The sequence below is a fragment of the Herpetosiphon giganteus genome, from assembly GCF_016907925.1.
GTDB classification, from domain to species: domain Bacteria; phylum Chloroflexota; class Chloroflexia; order Chloroflexales; family Herpetosiphonaceae; genus Herpetosiphon; species Herpetosiphon giganteus.
The window spans coordinates 60,537-74,384 of record NZ_JAFBCZ010000011.1 but is presented as its reverse complement, the minus strand read 5'-3'; the positions used below and the strand labels follow the sequence as shown (position 1 = coordinate 74,384).

Annotated in this window: 14 protein-coding genes and 3 tRNA genes; 6 read left to right on the top strand and 11 right to left on the bottom strand. The window is 48.6% G+C overall.

Annotation, left to right across the window (positions count from 1 at the left end):
- Positions 1-38 precede the first annotated feature (38 nt).
- Together JOD20_RS11975 and JOD20_RS11970 are read left to right on the top strand one after the other, a co-directional pair.
- Positions 39-1,085: a TPM domain-containing protein gene (locus JOD20_RS11975; RefSeq protein ID WP_204755484.1), complete on the top strand. Its 1,047-nt coding sequence runs from the start codon at positions 39-41 to the stop codon at positions 1,083-1,085.
- A complete protein-coding gene (locus tag JOD20_RS11970) occupies positions 1,079-2,968 on the top strand; it encodes a coiled-coil domain-containing protein (protein WP_204755483.1) in 1,890 nt (629 codons plus the stop codon). The genes JOD20_RS11975 and JOD20_RS11970 overlap by 7 nt, the downstream gene beginning before the upstream one ends.
- Positions 2,969-3,020: 52 nt before the next feature.
- Here the strand turns inward: JOD20_RS11970 and JOD20_RS11965 are convergent, their stop codons facing one another.
- The 7 genes from JOD20_RS11965 to JOD20_RS11935 form a co-directional block, all read right to left on the bottom strand.
- On the bottom strand, positions 3,021-3,359 hold the full coding sequence (locus JOD20_RS11965; protein WP_204755482.1) for a hypothetical protein: 339 nt from the start codon (positions 3,357-3,359) through the stop codon (positions 3,021-3,023).
- A gap of 454 nt (positions 3,360-3,813) precedes the next feature.
- Positions 3,814-4,128 carry a hypothetical protein gene (locus JOD20_RS11960; protein WP_204755481.1) on the bottom strand — a complete coding sequence of 105 codons (315 nt, stop codon included), beginning with the start codon at positions 4,126-4,128 and terminating at the stop codon, positions 3,814-3,816.
- A gap of 35 nt (positions 4,129-4,163) precedes the next feature.
- Complete coding sequence (locus JOD20_RS11955) at positions 4,164-4,646, bottom strand: hypothetical protein (protein WP_204755480.1); 483 nt, start codon at positions 4,644-4,646, stop codon at positions 4,164-4,166.
- Positions 4,647-4,656: 10 nt separating this feature from the next.
- Positions 4,657-5,070, bottom strand: a complete 414-nt coding sequence (locus JOD20_RS11950; RefSeq protein ID WP_204755479.1) for a hypothetical protein — start codon at positions 5,068-5,070, stop codon at positions 4,657-4,659.
- 142 nt (positions 5,071-5,212) lie between these two features.
- Complete coding sequence (locus JOD20_RS11945; RefSeq protein ID WP_204755478.1) at positions 5,213-5,719, bottom strand: hypothetical protein; 507 nt, start codon at positions 5,717-5,719, stop codon at positions 5,213-5,215.
- A 69-nt stretch (positions 5,720-5,788) separates the two neighbouring features.
- Complete coding sequence (locus tag JOD20_RS11940; RefSeq protein ID WP_204755477.1) at positions 5,789-6,262, bottom strand: hypothetical protein; 474 nt, start codon at positions 6,260-6,262, stop codon at positions 5,789-5,791.
- A 61-nt stretch (positions 6,263-6,323) separates the two neighbouring features.
- Positions 6,324-6,803: a hypothetical protein gene (locus JOD20_RS11935; RefSeq protein WP_204755476.1), complete on the bottom strand. Its 480-nt coding sequence runs from the start codon at positions 6,801-6,803 to the stop codon at positions 6,324-6,326.
- Between the two features lie 648 nt (positions 6,804-7,451).
- Between JOD20_RS11935 and JOD20_RS11930 the strand changes: the two genes are divergently transcribed.
- The 3 genes from JOD20_RS11930 (at position 7,452) to JOD20_RS11920 (ending at position 7,800) form a co-directional block, all read left to right on the top strand.
- Positions 7,452-7,527, top strand: a tRNA-Arg gene (locus JOD20_RS11930).
- A 26-nt stretch (positions 7,528-7,553) separates the two neighbouring features.
- A tRNA-Ser gene (locus JOD20_RS11925) sits at positions 7,554-7,645 on the top strand.
- Positions 7,646-7,724: 79 nt separating this feature from the next.
- A tRNA-Arg gene (locus JOD20_RS11920) sits at positions 7,725-7,800 on the top strand.
- Between the two features lie 34 nt (positions 7,801-7,834).
- Here JOD20_RS11920 and pnuC read toward each other — a convergent pair.
- From pnuC to JOD20_RS11900, 4 genes are all read right to left on the bottom strand, one after another.
- Positions 7,835-8,470: a nicotinamide riboside transporter PnuC gene (gene pnuC / locus JOD20_RS11915; RefSeq protein ID WP_204755475.1), complete on the bottom strand. Its 636-nt coding sequence runs from the start codon at positions 8,468-8,470 to the stop codon at positions 7,835-7,837.
- 7 nt (positions 8,471-8,477) lie between these two features.
- Entirely contained in the window at positions 8,478-9,482 is a 1,005-nt protein-coding gene (locus JOD20_RS11910; protein ID WP_204755474.1) for an AAA family ATPase, read from the bottom strand.
- A gap of 9 nt (positions 9,483-9,491) precedes the next feature.
- Positions 9,492-10,256, bottom strand: coding sequence for a slipin family protein (locus JOD20_RS11905; protein ID WP_204755473.1), 765 nt, complete (start codon positions 10,254-10,256; stop codon positions 9,492-9,494).
- Between the two features lie 293 nt (positions 10,257-10,549).
- A complete protein-coding gene (locus tag JOD20_RS11900) occupies positions 10,550-11,956 on the bottom strand; it encodes a DUF1986 domain-containing protein (RefSeq protein WP_204755472.1) in 1,407 nt (468 codons plus the stop codon).
- Between the two features lie 312 nt (positions 11,957-12,268).
- Here JOD20_RS11900 and JOD20_RS11895 point away from each other — a divergent pair, with 312 nt between their 5' ends.
- A complete protein-coding gene (locus JOD20_RS11895) occupies positions 12,269-13,780 on the top strand; it encodes a helix-turn-helix domain-containing protein (RefSeq protein WP_204755471.1) in 1,512 nt (503 codons plus the stop codon).
- Positions 13,781-13,848: the final 68 nt, after the last annotated feature.

Below are 13,848 nucleotides of genomic sequence, written 5' to 3'. Positions count from 1 at the left end.
CTAATCCAAGCTTGGTTCTTTCTTGTTGGAGGTTGGCTATGAAACAACGTCGCTGGAGCATAGTGATGCTCTGGATGCTCAGTATGATGTTCTTTGCTGCGCCTAGTTTTGCCCAAAGCGGCAAAGTGGTGATCGATAACAACGGGGTTGATGTTGACGAAAGTCGAATTAATACCGCTGCCCGCCAATTGACTGATAAAGGCGCATTGGTGGTGGTCGTGCTGACCGACAGCACTGGCGGCCAAAGTGAAACCGCCTATTTGGATAGCCGCCTCAAAGATCTAGGCATTGGCAATAGCTCAAAGGCTGGCGATCGTCCAAACAACGTCTTGATTTACTATGTTTCGTTTGACCCACGCTATAGCTCAATTTTGCCAGGCAGAGATTATAATCAAGCGCTGACGACTGGCAATCAATCGGACGCGATTCGCAATAATCAGCTGAATGCAGGGCTTAAGGCCAACGATCCTACGCGCGGATTGGTTGATGCGCTGACCGCAACCTCGCGGGTGATTAGCGATCCTGCTGGTGCAGCGTCGAGCAGCTCGCAAAGCAGCAGTAGCAGCAGCGGCATTGGCTCGAGCCTGGTCTGGGTGATTGTGATTATTGCCTTGGTGGCGATTGGTTTCTTTGTGGTGCCGGGCTTGCTCAAGCGCCGTTCAAGCCAAGCTGCCGAAGCCGGAGCACAAGTCAATACGCGGGCACGCTTTGATCAGGCTAAGAAAAACGCTGGGATTGCGATTGCAGATCTTGCCCAAGCAATGCGTGATGCAGGCGAAAAACAACGCTTTGATAAAATTAGCTATCCAACCACCCAAGCCAATGAATTAGAAAAGCGGCATCGGGCGGCTGAAAGTAGTTTTACCCAAATCAAAGTTCAGTTTGATGATATTAATGAACGAATTGATAACGTCGTAAATCCCTCAGTGACCGATTTGGAAGGCGCTGCTGGGGGCTACGATGGCATTACCAATCAAGTTCGTCAACTGACCAGCGAATTGCAAGCGATGGATGGCTTGCGCAAAGAGCTGGATACGATCAATGCCCAAGCGCCAGCAGAGGTTGACCGCGCAAAAAAATGGTAACCGACGCTGCCGATTTGTTGCAACGGATTGGTGGAAAACAGGCACAAGCCCAAGTTGCCACGATTCAGCAACAAGTAATGCAGGCCGCTCAATCATTAGCATCAAAACATGCTAACGATGCTCGGCAATCTGCAAGTGTAGCGTCGGAACAATTGATCAAACTGCAACCATTGCTTGATCGGCTGAAAAGCGCCGAAGCCCAACTTAAGGCCGCCGAGGAACATTTGCCAAGCATCACTGGCAAACGCGCTGCTGGCGTAAAACAGTTGGTCGCCGAAGGCGAGCAGGTGTTGCAAAATGCTGCCGTGCAAATTAACGAAACTGATGCCAGCGATTTAGTTGATGAAGCTGAGCGAATTGCCCAACGTGCCTATAAACTTGGGCCTGATTTCGCCAGCACCCAACAATCGTTCAACCAACGGCTCGAAGCAGTTAATGCCCGCGGCCTCGAATTGAATGGCCGTTTGGAAGCAAGCCGCAACGAGTTTGCTGAAGTCAATCAATACGCGCCCGAATCGTGGAGCGATATTCGCGGTAATGGCAGCGAAGCAGCTTCAGCAGTTGCGCAAGCACACCAACTTTGGCAAACAGCACAAGCCAAAATCGCCCCCGACCAAGATGATTGGGCTGGTGGCTTGGAAGAGTTGGAAACTGCCGAAGAGCGTTTGGTCTATGCTGATACCTTGTTGAAGGCAATTAGCAAGCGTTTGGCCGATTTGCGCGAAGCCCAAAAGAGCGCCACGAATCAAATCGAAGATGCCAAGCGTGATATTAAACTTGGCTGGGGCTATGTGCGCAACAACGATGCTGACGTGGGCAAAGCGCCAGAAAAAGCCTTATCCCAAGCTGAATCGTTGCTGCAAAATGTCGAAAGCCAATTGACCCGCGAAAAGCCCAATTGGATTAGCGTCTTGCAACAGGTAACCCAAGCTCGCCAATATGCCGACCAAGCTTTAGCTGGTGCGCGTTCTGAAGTTGAAACCATGAACGCCAAGCGTGCCCAAGCCAAAGATTTGGCCAAAGCGGCCCAGGCAGAGCTTGGCAAATTGCAAAACTTTGCCCAATTGCATCCAGTCGATGCCAAACCAGAGCATCGTAAAAAAATCGATGCCATTGGTCGCACGCTCTCTGAAGCCGATACCGCGCTGCTTTCAGCCGATCGCAACGAGGAAGAAGCGCGGGCTGGGGCTTTAGATTCGGCAATTGGTGGCTATAACACGGTTATCAGCCAAGCAGCGCCATTGTATAGCGCGATGTATGAAACCTTTCAATCGTTGGAAGTGTTGCGGCGCGAAGCTTCGGAAGCGGTGCAAGTGGCCCAACAATCGCTCAACAACGCGAACCAATGGTACACCCAATATGGCCATGTTTTGCCTGCTAATTCCAATGGGCGGAGTTTGCTGAGCAAGGCCCAACAAACGCTGCGCCAATACAATCCCAATGCTGATGCAGAGGAACTAAAAAAGATTGCGGCCAGCGCCCGCGAAGCCAACGGCTATGCGCACGAAGCGGCCCAAATTATTCAAACTGCGTCGCAAAGTTATCAACAAAGCCATCAGCCACAGTATGGCGGCCAGTATCAAAGCGGCCACTATTCTGGGCGGCGCGATAATGATGTAGGCGATTTGCTGACTGGGATGTTTATTGGCTCGATGATGAACAGCGGTCGCGATCATCACCATGGTGGTGGTTGGGGCAGCGGTGGCGGCGGCTGGGGTGGTGGTAGCTCCGGCGGCGGCAGCATCTTTGATAACAGCTCTAGCGGCTCCGGCGATTCCGGCGGCGGTTGGGGCGGCATGTTCAGCGGCGGCTCCGGTGATTCCGGCGGCGATTGGGGCGGCGGTGGCGATAGTAGCTCCGGCGACTCCGGCGGTAGTTGGTAAATAAGCAACGAGCGCTGCACTCAAAAAATGAGTGCAGCGCTCGTTTTTGTAATTACACCATGATTGATAGCAACCAAATGGCTCCAACAACGAGTTCGATGGTTGGTAATCCAAGCATTATCCACCGCAGCAATGATGGTATTTTGTAAAAGTATAAAAGGCCAATTCCAATCGCTAATAAAATCAATGCAAGCCCTGCACTAATTAACATGCCTATGCTGATCATTACACCACAAATCCCATCACGATCTACTCCGCATGTGCCAGCGCTAAGTGAAAAAAAGCCAAGCCCAAATAAGCTCGTATTTAATATATTCAAGCTCGCTACTAGCATAATGCCAAGCTTCGGTTTTTTTGGGTTTGTTGGCACATGATAATCGATTTCTGGCATCCAAATCCTGTTCAATTACAATACCATTCATTTGAGCACAGAAACGGACTGATGTGAGGGGAGATATTGGCTATGCTGCTAAAAAACAAGTTATGACCATATAAACCAAAGAATGATGAAGCTCAAAACAGTTAAGCATGGCAAAACAAGCGTTATCCACCGCAGCAATATTGATGTTTGCTTAATTAATATAAAGCCAATCACCAATAATATTATTGAAAATATGCCACTTATGACTAGTGCTAGTGCTAGCATGCCGCGACAAACGGCTTCACGATCAACGCCACATGCTCCAACGATAATCGAAAAATATACAAGGCCAAAGAAGCCTGTGTTCAATATATCTAATATAGCTAGGATAATTACGCCTAATCGGGATTGTTTAGGGATTTCTGGAACATGATATTTGGGTTGGGGCATACAAATCCTGTTCAATTACAAAAATCAAACCAATTTAGCCCAAGAATGGCGCAAGATATACCCCAAGCATCGGAATTAACGGCAACCCAAGCGTTATCCAACGTAATGGTTTTGGCGTTTTGTTGAAACGATAAATTCCAAGCAACAAGAGTACAATTGAACTAATTAGGCTGGGGATGAATAAGCCGATCAAACTCGCAAAACCGCAGATACTAGTATTACAGGTTATCAAATTAATCAGTCCGTAGCCAAATAACCCAACGCTAGCAACATTGAAAAAGCATAAGATTTTTATCCCAAAGGTCGTTTTTGCTTGATTATGCGGCACATAATACTCAGGCTCTTGCATTATATCCTCTCAAACAGCAACATTTCTCACAGCTTTTACACATATTCGCTGGTGGTTTCGTTGAGTAAATTTGGCAATACCAAGCGCACTAACACGCCGCTAATGCCAATTGCAATTGGGTGCAAAATCAATGGCCACAAAGCAGTATCGCTAGGATCAGCGCGAAGCATCAGCCAACGTACGCCAAGCATCAACCCGATGATGACGGCTGGCAACAACCACAGCAACCATTTTTCGGCTCGTTGTTGGGGGTCGAGCCAGCGCCGCCAGCTATAAATGCCCACGGTTAAGATTACGCTCTCAGCCAGGCCCAAGCCCAAGCCAAAAATTGCCCCAAAGCCCATCGCCAAGGCTGCCGCCGCCAAAAATGCTGGATGGCTAATGCCAACTAAACTAATGCACAGGCCATAAGCCGCGCCTGCAAGGCAACCAATTGCAAGGCCAAAGCCTAAACTGAATTTGCTAATCGTCCAGAAATTCGGCTTGGGATACGGAGCTGTGGTTGAATGAAGCATCATCTCTCCTTGATTAAAGTTCATCTAAGCGACTTAAAACCGCTGGGAAGGCCAATAGCATAAACAAAACGAGCAGCCAATTTGGGTAAACAATATAGATATGTAGGAAACTTAAATTGTTGCCAATGCCCATAAATGCAGCAAAATAGGCTTTGATCGAATGGTTGGCTGCAAAAAAAGGATACCAACTGAGGCTATGCAGGCTACTTAATGTGATTGGCGTTATCAGCCATAGCCCAAAATTGCTGATAAACGCTGAAGCAAACTTTTTGCGCCAGTTGTGAATGATGATTGCAACAATCGGGCTGCCAATCAAGCCCATCGCTGCCCCATAGAATACCCCAATAACCGTCGTTACTAAGGCGACCGCAAAATCAGCGAGTAGGCCAAGGGTAAAACCATAAATGCCGCCTACAACGACACCCAAACCTTAAAACATTCGTCGATTAACTCGCCTAAACTGGGTTGCGGGTTTGCCTCGCGCTGCTGGTAGTCCATCTGGCATACTCCCTTAGTAAAGCAGATTCTTCGCTCATAAGCAAGTATGCCAAGTGCATGTTACAAGCTTGTTACAAGGGCTTACTCTTGGCTGCTGAAGCAGGTTGGGAATCCAGAAGCTTGGGCAGGATAAGCCGAATCGTCATTCCAATTATTAAACTTGGCCCAATCGCATAGCAGAGGGTCTCAACTTCCAATAACCCTGCCAATGGCTGCTGCTGATAATGATCATCATTCAGCAATACCTTGTACCAAAGGCCAAAATAGCTCAAGCTAATGCTACTGGGAGCCAGCCAATAAAGATTTTGTTCGCCTAGATTGCGTGGACTGAGCCATCTGCGCCAGCAGTAAATTTCGATTGCTAACAGTAATCCGCTAATTGAGCCAGCAAACATCCCTATGATGAGTCCAAAAATTGCCCCAAAGATCAATCCAAGGAGCAGATCGACCATCAGTCCAACCACTATTCCATACAAACCGCCAAGAATCAGGCCTAAGCCCGCACCATATTCGAGACATTGGCTAAGTATAGTTATAAAACGGATAGGAGTTTTGGGTTTAGCTGAAACTTGATCCATAAATGCTCCTCGCTCAATTAATGCTGAATCTTCGTGTAATGACAGATTAAATATTGTAGATTGCACCTTTTAATAAGCCTGAGTTTCGTGTAGAATGCTTGGAATTACGATAATGAGCGTCACGCTCATAATAAGCAATGACCAGGTTACAAAAATACTTAAGAACTGAAAATGCATGATATTCATCAATAAATCGTTGATGTATGCTCTAAAACCTTGGTATGCATCGCTAATTTGATAGCAAACCACAAGATAGCTGAAGCCGATTGGCAATGGAGCAAGCCAACGAATTGCTTGCTCGCTCAACGTGGCTGGTTGCAGCCATTTGCGCCAAGCATAAATCATCAAAGCGAGCATAATTCCACCAATCAAGCCGGTGCTCATGCCAATCAGCGGCCCAATGATTAGCCCAAAAAATAAGCCCGTAAATAAGCCATAGATCGCCCCTAGAATTGCGCCCCACTTAATCCCGCACTGAATACATTCTTTCAAAATTAACCCCCAGCGCGCTTGGGCAATTTGCTGCACAGATGTTTGATTCATCTCGGCTATTCCTTAACTTAAAACGGCTAAATCCATGCTGTTGTTATGCTGCTTACAACGGCTAAGGCACTGAAATTTGAATGTTGCTGAGGATGATAGGTAAGCCAAAGAAGGTACTGGCGCTGATGATTACACTTGGCCAAACAACCAGCCTACTGAGGCGGGTATTTTGCATGCTATTTAACATAAGATCGTAGAGATAATGATTAAGCCCAAGCTGCTCACCAAGCAGGCCATAACTGATCAAGAGGTAGCCAATGACGATCATCAATGGGGCAAACCACAGCAACGAGTAGTGGCGCTGGTTGGTTGTTGGAAATAGCTGCTGCCAAGCATAAATCATAGTGGCCAACATCATGCTCCCAACAATCCCAACGATGCCACCAACCAAACTGCCGACGATAAATCCCCGCGCTACGCCGAGATACGAGCCGTAGATTGCGCCGATGCTTACACCGAGGCCTGGCCCGCGCTGAATACATGCATCCAAAATCGTTGCGAACGCTGATTGAAGGTTGGGATTGTTGGGAACATGATACATTGCTCATACTCCTTGATTTGGGTTAATATCTTCGCTCACACGCACTATGCCACACGCGTGTTACACCAGCGTTACAAGCAACAATCTTTGTAAAAGTCTAGCCTATACTGGTTTATAACAACTTTTAGGTGCTAGCTTCGTATCGGTAGGCGTAGTTTGTTAGAGGTAATTCTTGAAGCGGCTACATTACACGGATGAGCCTCTTGATATGAGCGTAGATGGCTCATTGCTCATGGAGAGACTATGATGAAGAGTATGAGTTCTGTACTTGTGATTGTCCTCGGACTGACCCTTAGCCAGTTGTAAACTGCCAATTCAGAAAGATGTGGTCTATAAACTAAACGTCACATTTAATGATGCATATCATGAAATTAAGGTTGCCCTCGATGGCCAAACTTGTATAAGCCAGCGAGCAGCTTTGTATAATAATGGGTATTTAGGCTTGGCTGTAAGTGAGGGCAATGCGCTGTTTAATAATACCTTTGTGCTCACGCCTTTGAACTAGAACCTTATTCATTAAACGCCTACGAGCAAACCCTGCAAGCTGCATAATCTAGGGTTTGCTCGTAGGCAAGCGCTAAACTTGCAAAATAGAAAGAGCTGTGCTATACTCTCAAACGTTGCTGAAACGCAACGCAAAACGAATGCGACTCCGTAGCTCAGTGGATAGAGCGTTTCCCTGCGGAGGAAAAGGTCGGGCGTTCGACTCGCCCCGGAGTCGCCACTCTTTTTACAATCAAAACCCCACTAGGGAAGGTGGCAGAGTCCGGTTGAATGTACCGCCCTCGAAATGCGGCAAGGTGTAAAAACCTTCGTGGGTTCGAATCCCACCCTTCCCGCCACCAACTTGGCAGCACGCAAATGTGCTTTTTTTATTTAATGCAGGGTGTGTTCCATAACTGTCCCTGCAAAATCTAATGCGACTCCGTAGCTCAGTGGATAGAGCGTTTCCCTGCGGAGGAAAAGGTCGGGCGTTCGACTCGCCCCGGAGTCGCCACTCAAAAAAGAGCACCCAAGGGTGCTCTTTTTGTTTAAGCTGTTTTGCGCCATAAGCGCCAGCCATTGCTAGCCAACACCAAAAAGATGCCATACAGCAATGCCACTAACAGCGTGCCTTTAACTGCATACAGCCAAATTGCAATTACATCGACCGTGATCCAATAATACCAACATTCAATCCGGCGTTGGGCCATTAAAATCGTGGCCGTGAAGCTCATAACCGTTGTCAACGAATCAATTAGCACATAGCTGGCTGGCTCAGGAAAATATTGTGGCAGCCATTGATCAATATTGCCGATGATCCAAGCCAATACTAATGTGCCAACCACGGTAATTCCCAGCGCGAGCAAATTATCGTTGCGTGAGCTATAACGCGGTTTGATTGCTGACTGATCGGCTGGCCGCGACCAGTGCCACCAGCCGTAAATCCCAGTGAAAAAATAATAAACTTGCTCAAAGGTATCTGCATACAGCCGAAGTTGGTAGAACAGCACGAAAAAAAACACTACCCCGATTAAGCCAATTGGCCAATTGCTGACCTTGCCCCGCCCAACCAGCCAAACCGACCACAAATTGAAAATTGTGCCAACCAATTCAAGGTAGCTCATGTGGTAGTCAAACAGCGTGAACGCAATCGTGTTTATATCAAAGAAGCTCGCAAGATCCATAAACACCTCAACTTGGGTTGGCTAAAAGATTCTGAAACAGTTGGTGGCGTTGTACTAAGCTTTGTACTTGGGCGATGCGCTGTTCGAGCGTGCCCTGAATCAAATAATAGGGTTGGCGGCGGGTATGCAATTCGGCCAGCAGTTGTTTTTGGAAGATCGTGCGGTGGACTTCGCCCGAGCGATCCCATGTATCGTCGTAGGGAATATCGGTATCGCACACCAGCACCAAATCGTAGCGTTGTTGGGCTTGGTCGGCCAATTGGGCCAAGCGTGGCTCGGCCATGCCATGGTAGCTCAGGCCAAAATGGTAGGTGGTTAACGCATTGGTATCAACAAATAGATACTGGTTGCTTGCTAATAAACGTTCTTCTTCGCGGGCCAAATGGCCTTCGGCAATTTCGACCAATTGTTGTGGCGTGAGCCGCCGATTGCTCTGGTGTTGCTCCCAATATTCGCGGCCATATTCTGGCATCCATTGGGTGTTGAAGCGCTCGGCCAAGGCCGCAGTAAGCGTGGTTTTGCCCGTCGATGGCGCGCCAAGCAGCACGACCTTCATAATCAAATCGCGATAAACCAGCGGGTGTAAAAACTCGCGGTAGCGATAGGGATCGCTGCGAATTTTGGTGGCTGAGATTGGCACTTGGCTGCGCGCTGCATCAACTTGACGATTGATTGCCCCAAGCGCTTGGCTCATATGCGTACCATAAAATTCGCTCGAATAAAAATGGCTGATATTGCTGATGCCAAGCTGCTTGATGACATAATCTTCGTGGAGCTTTTGAATTTCAGGGGTGTTGCCAATTGCGCTTGGCCCATCCCAGGCCTCAATCACATGGGCCTGAGGATACAGCTGGCGCAGCCAAGCACTCCGCACTGATAAGGGTATGTTGGTTTGTTCGGGGCTATCGTAAATGATAATCTGCAGCTCAGCCACTTCGCTGAGCGCAGTTTCAATCATCAATTGATGGCCTTTGTGCAACGGGGCAAATTTGCCGAGGGTTAAACCACGCATCGCTCTTTCCTAAACTTCAGGTTGGCTAAATCCACTATCGATTGTTTGATCATTGTTTGATTGATGCACATGCAGCACAATCGTATTGCTCTTGTTGCTATCGAGGGCTTGCAAGACCCGCAAATTCATCAGCGCTGGATTGCGATCGAGCATGCGCGAAGCATTGGCCAAACTGCGTAGCACTGCTTGCTCGCCACGGGCTTGTTCTAGAGCTGCGGCGGTTTCGCGTTGAACTTTGGCTTGTTGCAAAGCGGCACGTTTTAGCTCGGCAGGCAGGGTAAAATCTTTGATTTGGATATTTTGAATGCTTGCCCCAAGCTCGTTGGCTTTTGGTTGTACTAGCTCAAGAATTTGAGGCGCGATTGAGCTGCGATCAGCCAATAATTGATCGAGTGTATACTTCGCCACAACATCACGCAACGCAATCTGTAAATCGTTATAAACTACCGTTTGGGCGCTGGTATGGCTATGCAGCCAACGCTCAGGCTGATTGATGTGCAGAGTGGCGACTAGATTGAACTTAACGCTAATCAAATCGGCGCTCAACATTTCTTGGCCACTCACGCTCAGCGAACTTGGGCGCACATCGAGCTTGGTAATATGATACTGATTGCGCACGAAGCGGTGGCTGCCTGGCTCAAGCAGCGCTTGAAATTTGCCATGATTGTAGAGCAAGCCCCGTTCATGCTCATAAATTGTGGTGACAGGAAATAAACGGGCTACAACGATCGTGATAATGATGACTATAATGAATCCAATCGCAACGGTTTCCATACTCTCTCGCTTTCAAAACGATGTTACACGCCGCACCATGGGCTGCAATTGGCGGAAAGCCCGTAGCTTTGCAGGGCCAATTACAGGTACAATAGATGGATAAGCGTGTAACGAGTCAGGATTCGAACCTGGCGTTCCACAGTGATAAGCCAAAAAGGCAATTGCTTGGCTGCTACGCAACCAACAAGCATACGCTCATCAACTTAAGCATAACAAACAATTAAGCATAACAAAAGCCCCAATCTACTGATGTAGACTGGGGCCTGTGATGGAACTATGGTCAATCGTTGGGCTTATTGCAGATTTACATCGTCCACGAAGAACGAGGTGATCAAGCTGCTGTCGGTCGTGCCCACGAATTGGACGCGCACGGTTTGGCCAGCGTAGGAGGCCAAGCTCACGCTATCGAAGCTCCAAGCGTTCTTCGTGCTTGCATTGCTCCATGTGCGCAAGGTGGTAATCAAGCTACCGCTGCTGTTGTAGAGGCGAACATACAAGCGGTCGTAAGCGGTGCTGCCACTTTCTTGAGTGCTCATATACCAGTAGTAGCTAAGTACGCCGTTGGCTGGCACGGTTACGGTTTGATAAATGCTATCGTTGCCGCTGTTGTAGCCACCAAGCCACGCGCTGTAGGAGCCGCTGCGTGGGCGGTTGGTTGCAATGATGCCGCTTGGTGATTGAACCCAGTTAGCGCTGCTTTCGAAGCCACCATTTTGCAAGCTGCCACCTGGAACTGGGGTACCAGGAATTGGCGTGCTGGTTGGAACTGGGGTGCCAGGAACTGGCGTGCTGGTTGGGGTTACAGCGCCAACGTAGCCGTTGATCCAGCTGGTGTAGTTGGCAACTTTGGTGTACACGCCATATTTGTTTGGCTGAGCACAACCTTCGCCCCAGCTGACGATCCCGGTCAATTTCCAAGTGCCGCTGCTTTGGGCGACGAATGGCCCACCGCTATCGCCTTGGCATGAGTCTTTGCCACCAGCTGCGTAGCCAGCACAAACCATGTTGCCGGTAATATCGCCATTGTAGGCGTTTGAGGCATTACAGGTTGCGGTTGAAACGACTGGCACTTGCACTTTGTACAAGACGCTTGGTGATGAACCATTTTGGCTCAATGCGCCCCAACCAGTGACTGTTGAAACAACGCCAGCATTGTACAAAGCATTGTCGACAGTGGTTGCGAAAGGAATCACGGCAACCCGGCTGTTGAGGGTCACGGCGCTGCTGAGTTTCAACAAGGCAATGTCGTTATCGTAGGTCGATGCGTTGTAGCTTGGGTGAACAATCGCTTGGGCAATTGTGCGGCTTTGTTCAGTGCCTTCGTTGCTCGTCCAGTTGTGGTCGCCCATCACGACGCTCAACGATGAGACTGAAAAGCCTTGTACACAGTGGGCAGCAGTCAAAACCCATTGTGGTGCAATCAACGAACCACCACAATGCAGGCTGTTATTGCGCGCTACTCGCGCTTGCCAAGGGAATTCACCAGCGGTAGCTGCTGAGCCACCAACAATCTTATCTGGTGGAGGCAATTGATCGGAACTTGGTTGCTTTTCATCAACAACAGGGAGCGGATAGACTTCGACTTTTTTGTTGTCTTTGGCTGAGGCAGCATAGCCGCCCAACAATACTGATGTGCTCAACACCGTTGTAATGACTGCAGCCCGTACCCGACGAATTGTCCAGCGTCCAGATCGTTCCATGATAGCTCCTTATGCACAGACCATACGCTGTAGTGTTAGCGAGCCAAAGCTATGTCAGCCCTATCTGCTCGAAAGTAAAAACTTATTAACACTTACATATACGCTACTATAATTGACGAAATTGTTTGAATCAACTAGATTGTTTGTTAGATTGTTTGATGATTACGGCCTTTTTATGACGTGGCTCAAGCAATAAGACCGCCGGAGAAGCGCGAAGGCGCACACCTCAACACCGTCGTTGCCAATCATCAACCTATCAATTGTGAACCTGCTGGACAGCTCATCCATGTGAGGTTTACCGAGGTACTGCCTGTGGGACGCAAATCCAAGCAAGGTACGTCGTACCTTCGTCTACTCCGCGAAGAACGTGGGATTTCACTAACCGAGATGGTCGGGCTGGTTGGCTATACCAAAGGCTATATTTCTGCCGTCGAAACTGGGGTTTCCAAGCCAACGACTGCATTTTTGCACGCTTACGAGCGAGCCTTAGGTATTGATGAGGGGAGTTTGGCCGCCAGCGCCGAACAAGCCATTAGCCAAGTGCTTAGCACTGCCCAAGCAGGCTTGATGCCTGAGCCACCAAAAATCGACCCCAGTTTGCTGCCAGTTGCCAATAAAGGCGCGGTGCTTGAAGGTGTGCAATCGATTCTTTTGCAGGCCATCGCCATGGTTACTGCTGCCGCCAAACAAAGCCCATGGCCAGGAGCCGAAATCGTCGTGACCTTTCAAAGCGAACACGATCCGTTGACGGTTTTTCCAGAATTGGCAGTTCCTTGGCGCGCTGCTTTGCGCCAAGCCCTGCATGCTGGCTGGAATGTGGTGCATCTTTGGCGCTTGCGGATTGAAAACCAACATCGCTTTGAGTTGATTGCGCGTATGCTTTCGATGCTGGGGTATCGCGGCAAATATCAGCCCTATCTTTTCCCCAATCATGTTTTGCCTGGCGCGCCAGCCGATGTGATTATTGTGCCTGGCCAAGGGGCGTTATGGCTGTTTGGCAGCCGCCAATCCAAACATGTTGATAGTGGCTTTTTCTTTGCGCCTGATAGTCCGCATTATCAATTAATGAGCCAATTTGCAACCACGATGCGTTCGCAAACCCAACCCTTGTTGGCGGTCTATCCAGAACGATCGTTGGATTTTAAGGCCTTGGCGTTGCAATTTGAGGCCGAGGATGGCGCACAATTGTTGTTAAAAGAAGGGCTTAGTTTTCAATCGATGCCAATTGCGATTCGCAGCGCTTGTATTCAACGGATTTTGCAAGCGCCCTTGGTACGGTCGTTGCAAGAACAAACCCATCTGGAGCTGTGGTGTCAACAATTATTGGATCATCATCGCCAACGGGTGCATTTATTTGAGCAATTTTTGCAAGATCGTCAACATGAGGCGCGTCATATTGTTACAAAAACAGCAATTTTGCGTTTATTGAGCCATGGCGAGCTACCTGCCGACGATTGGCTGCGTGATCAGCCGCAAAGCCAATTGACTTTGGCCGAGGCTTTGGCGTGGTTGCGCCATGTGATTTGGCTCTTGCAGGTGTATCCAAATTATCAACTGGCGATTGTTGATGCGATTGACCCTGCCTATTTTCCCGTAGCTTGGAAAGTTGAAGGCCGCCAAACCTTGATTTTAGAATCATGGCAGGTTGCTGATACCGAAGATGGCCGCGAAAACGTCAATATCATTATTCACGATCGCACGATTGCCCATTCATTCCGTGACCATTTTTTCACCTATTGGGAGCGTTTAGCCAATCGCGAACGTAATAAAGATGCAGTGATTGATTGGTTGCAGCAGCATGTCAGCCAACCAGTTAAGCTGTAACAGACGTTTGAATTGGCGGCGTACTGGCAACGCTCTTATCTCTGTTGAATGCTTGTGTGCCGAAGGAG

Bases quoted from the DNA above. Each gene is read 5' to 3' on its own strand.
- JOD20_RS11905 (WP_204755473.1), bottom strand. From the start codon at position 10,256: ATGGAAACCGTTGCGATTGGATTCATTATAGTCATCATTATCACGATC.
- pnuC (WP_204755475.1), bottom strand. From the start codon at position 8,470: ATGGATCTTGCGAGCTTCTTTGATATAAACACGATTGCGTTCACGCTG.
- JOD20_RS11975 (WP_204755484.1), top strand. From the start codon at position 39: ATGAAACAACGTCGCTGGAGCATAGTGATGCTCTGGATGCTCAGTATG.
- JOD20_RS11955 (WP_204755480.1), bottom strand. From the start codon at position 4,646: ATGATGCTTCATTCAACCACAGCTCCGTATCCCAAGCCGAATTTCTGG.
- JOD20_RS11935 (WP_204755476.1), bottom strand. From the start codon at position 6,803: ATGTATCATGTTCCCAACAATCCCAACCTTCAATCAGCGTTCGCAACG.
- JOD20_RS11970 (WP_204755483.1), top strand. From the start codon at position 1,079: ATGGTAACCGACGCTGCCGATTTGTTGCAACGGATTGGTGGAAAACAG.
- JOD20_RS11900 (WP_204755472.1), bottom strand. From the start codon at position 11,956: ATGGAACGATCTGGACGCTGGACAATTCGTCGGGTACGGGCTGCAGTC.
- JOD20_RS11910 (WP_204755474.1), bottom strand. From the start codon at position 9,482: ATGCGTGGTTTAACCCTCGGCAAATTTGCCCCGTTGCACAAAGGCCAT.
- JOD20_RS11960 (WP_204755481.1), bottom strand. From the start codon at position 4,128: ATGCAAGAGCCTGAGTATTATGTGCCGCATAATCAAGCAAAAACGACC.
- JOD20_RS11940 (WP_204755477.1), bottom strand. From the start codon at position 6,262: ATGAATCAAACATCTGTGCAGCAAATTGCCCAAGCGCGCTGGGGGTTA.
- JOD20_RS11965 (WP_204755482.1), bottom strand. From the start codon at position 3,359: ATGCCAGAAATCGATTATCATGTGCCAACAAACCCAAAAAAACCGAAG.
- JOD20_RS11945 (WP_204755478.1), bottom strand. From the start codon at position 5,719: ATGGATCAAGTTTCAGCTAAACCCAAAACTCCTATCCGTTTTATAACT.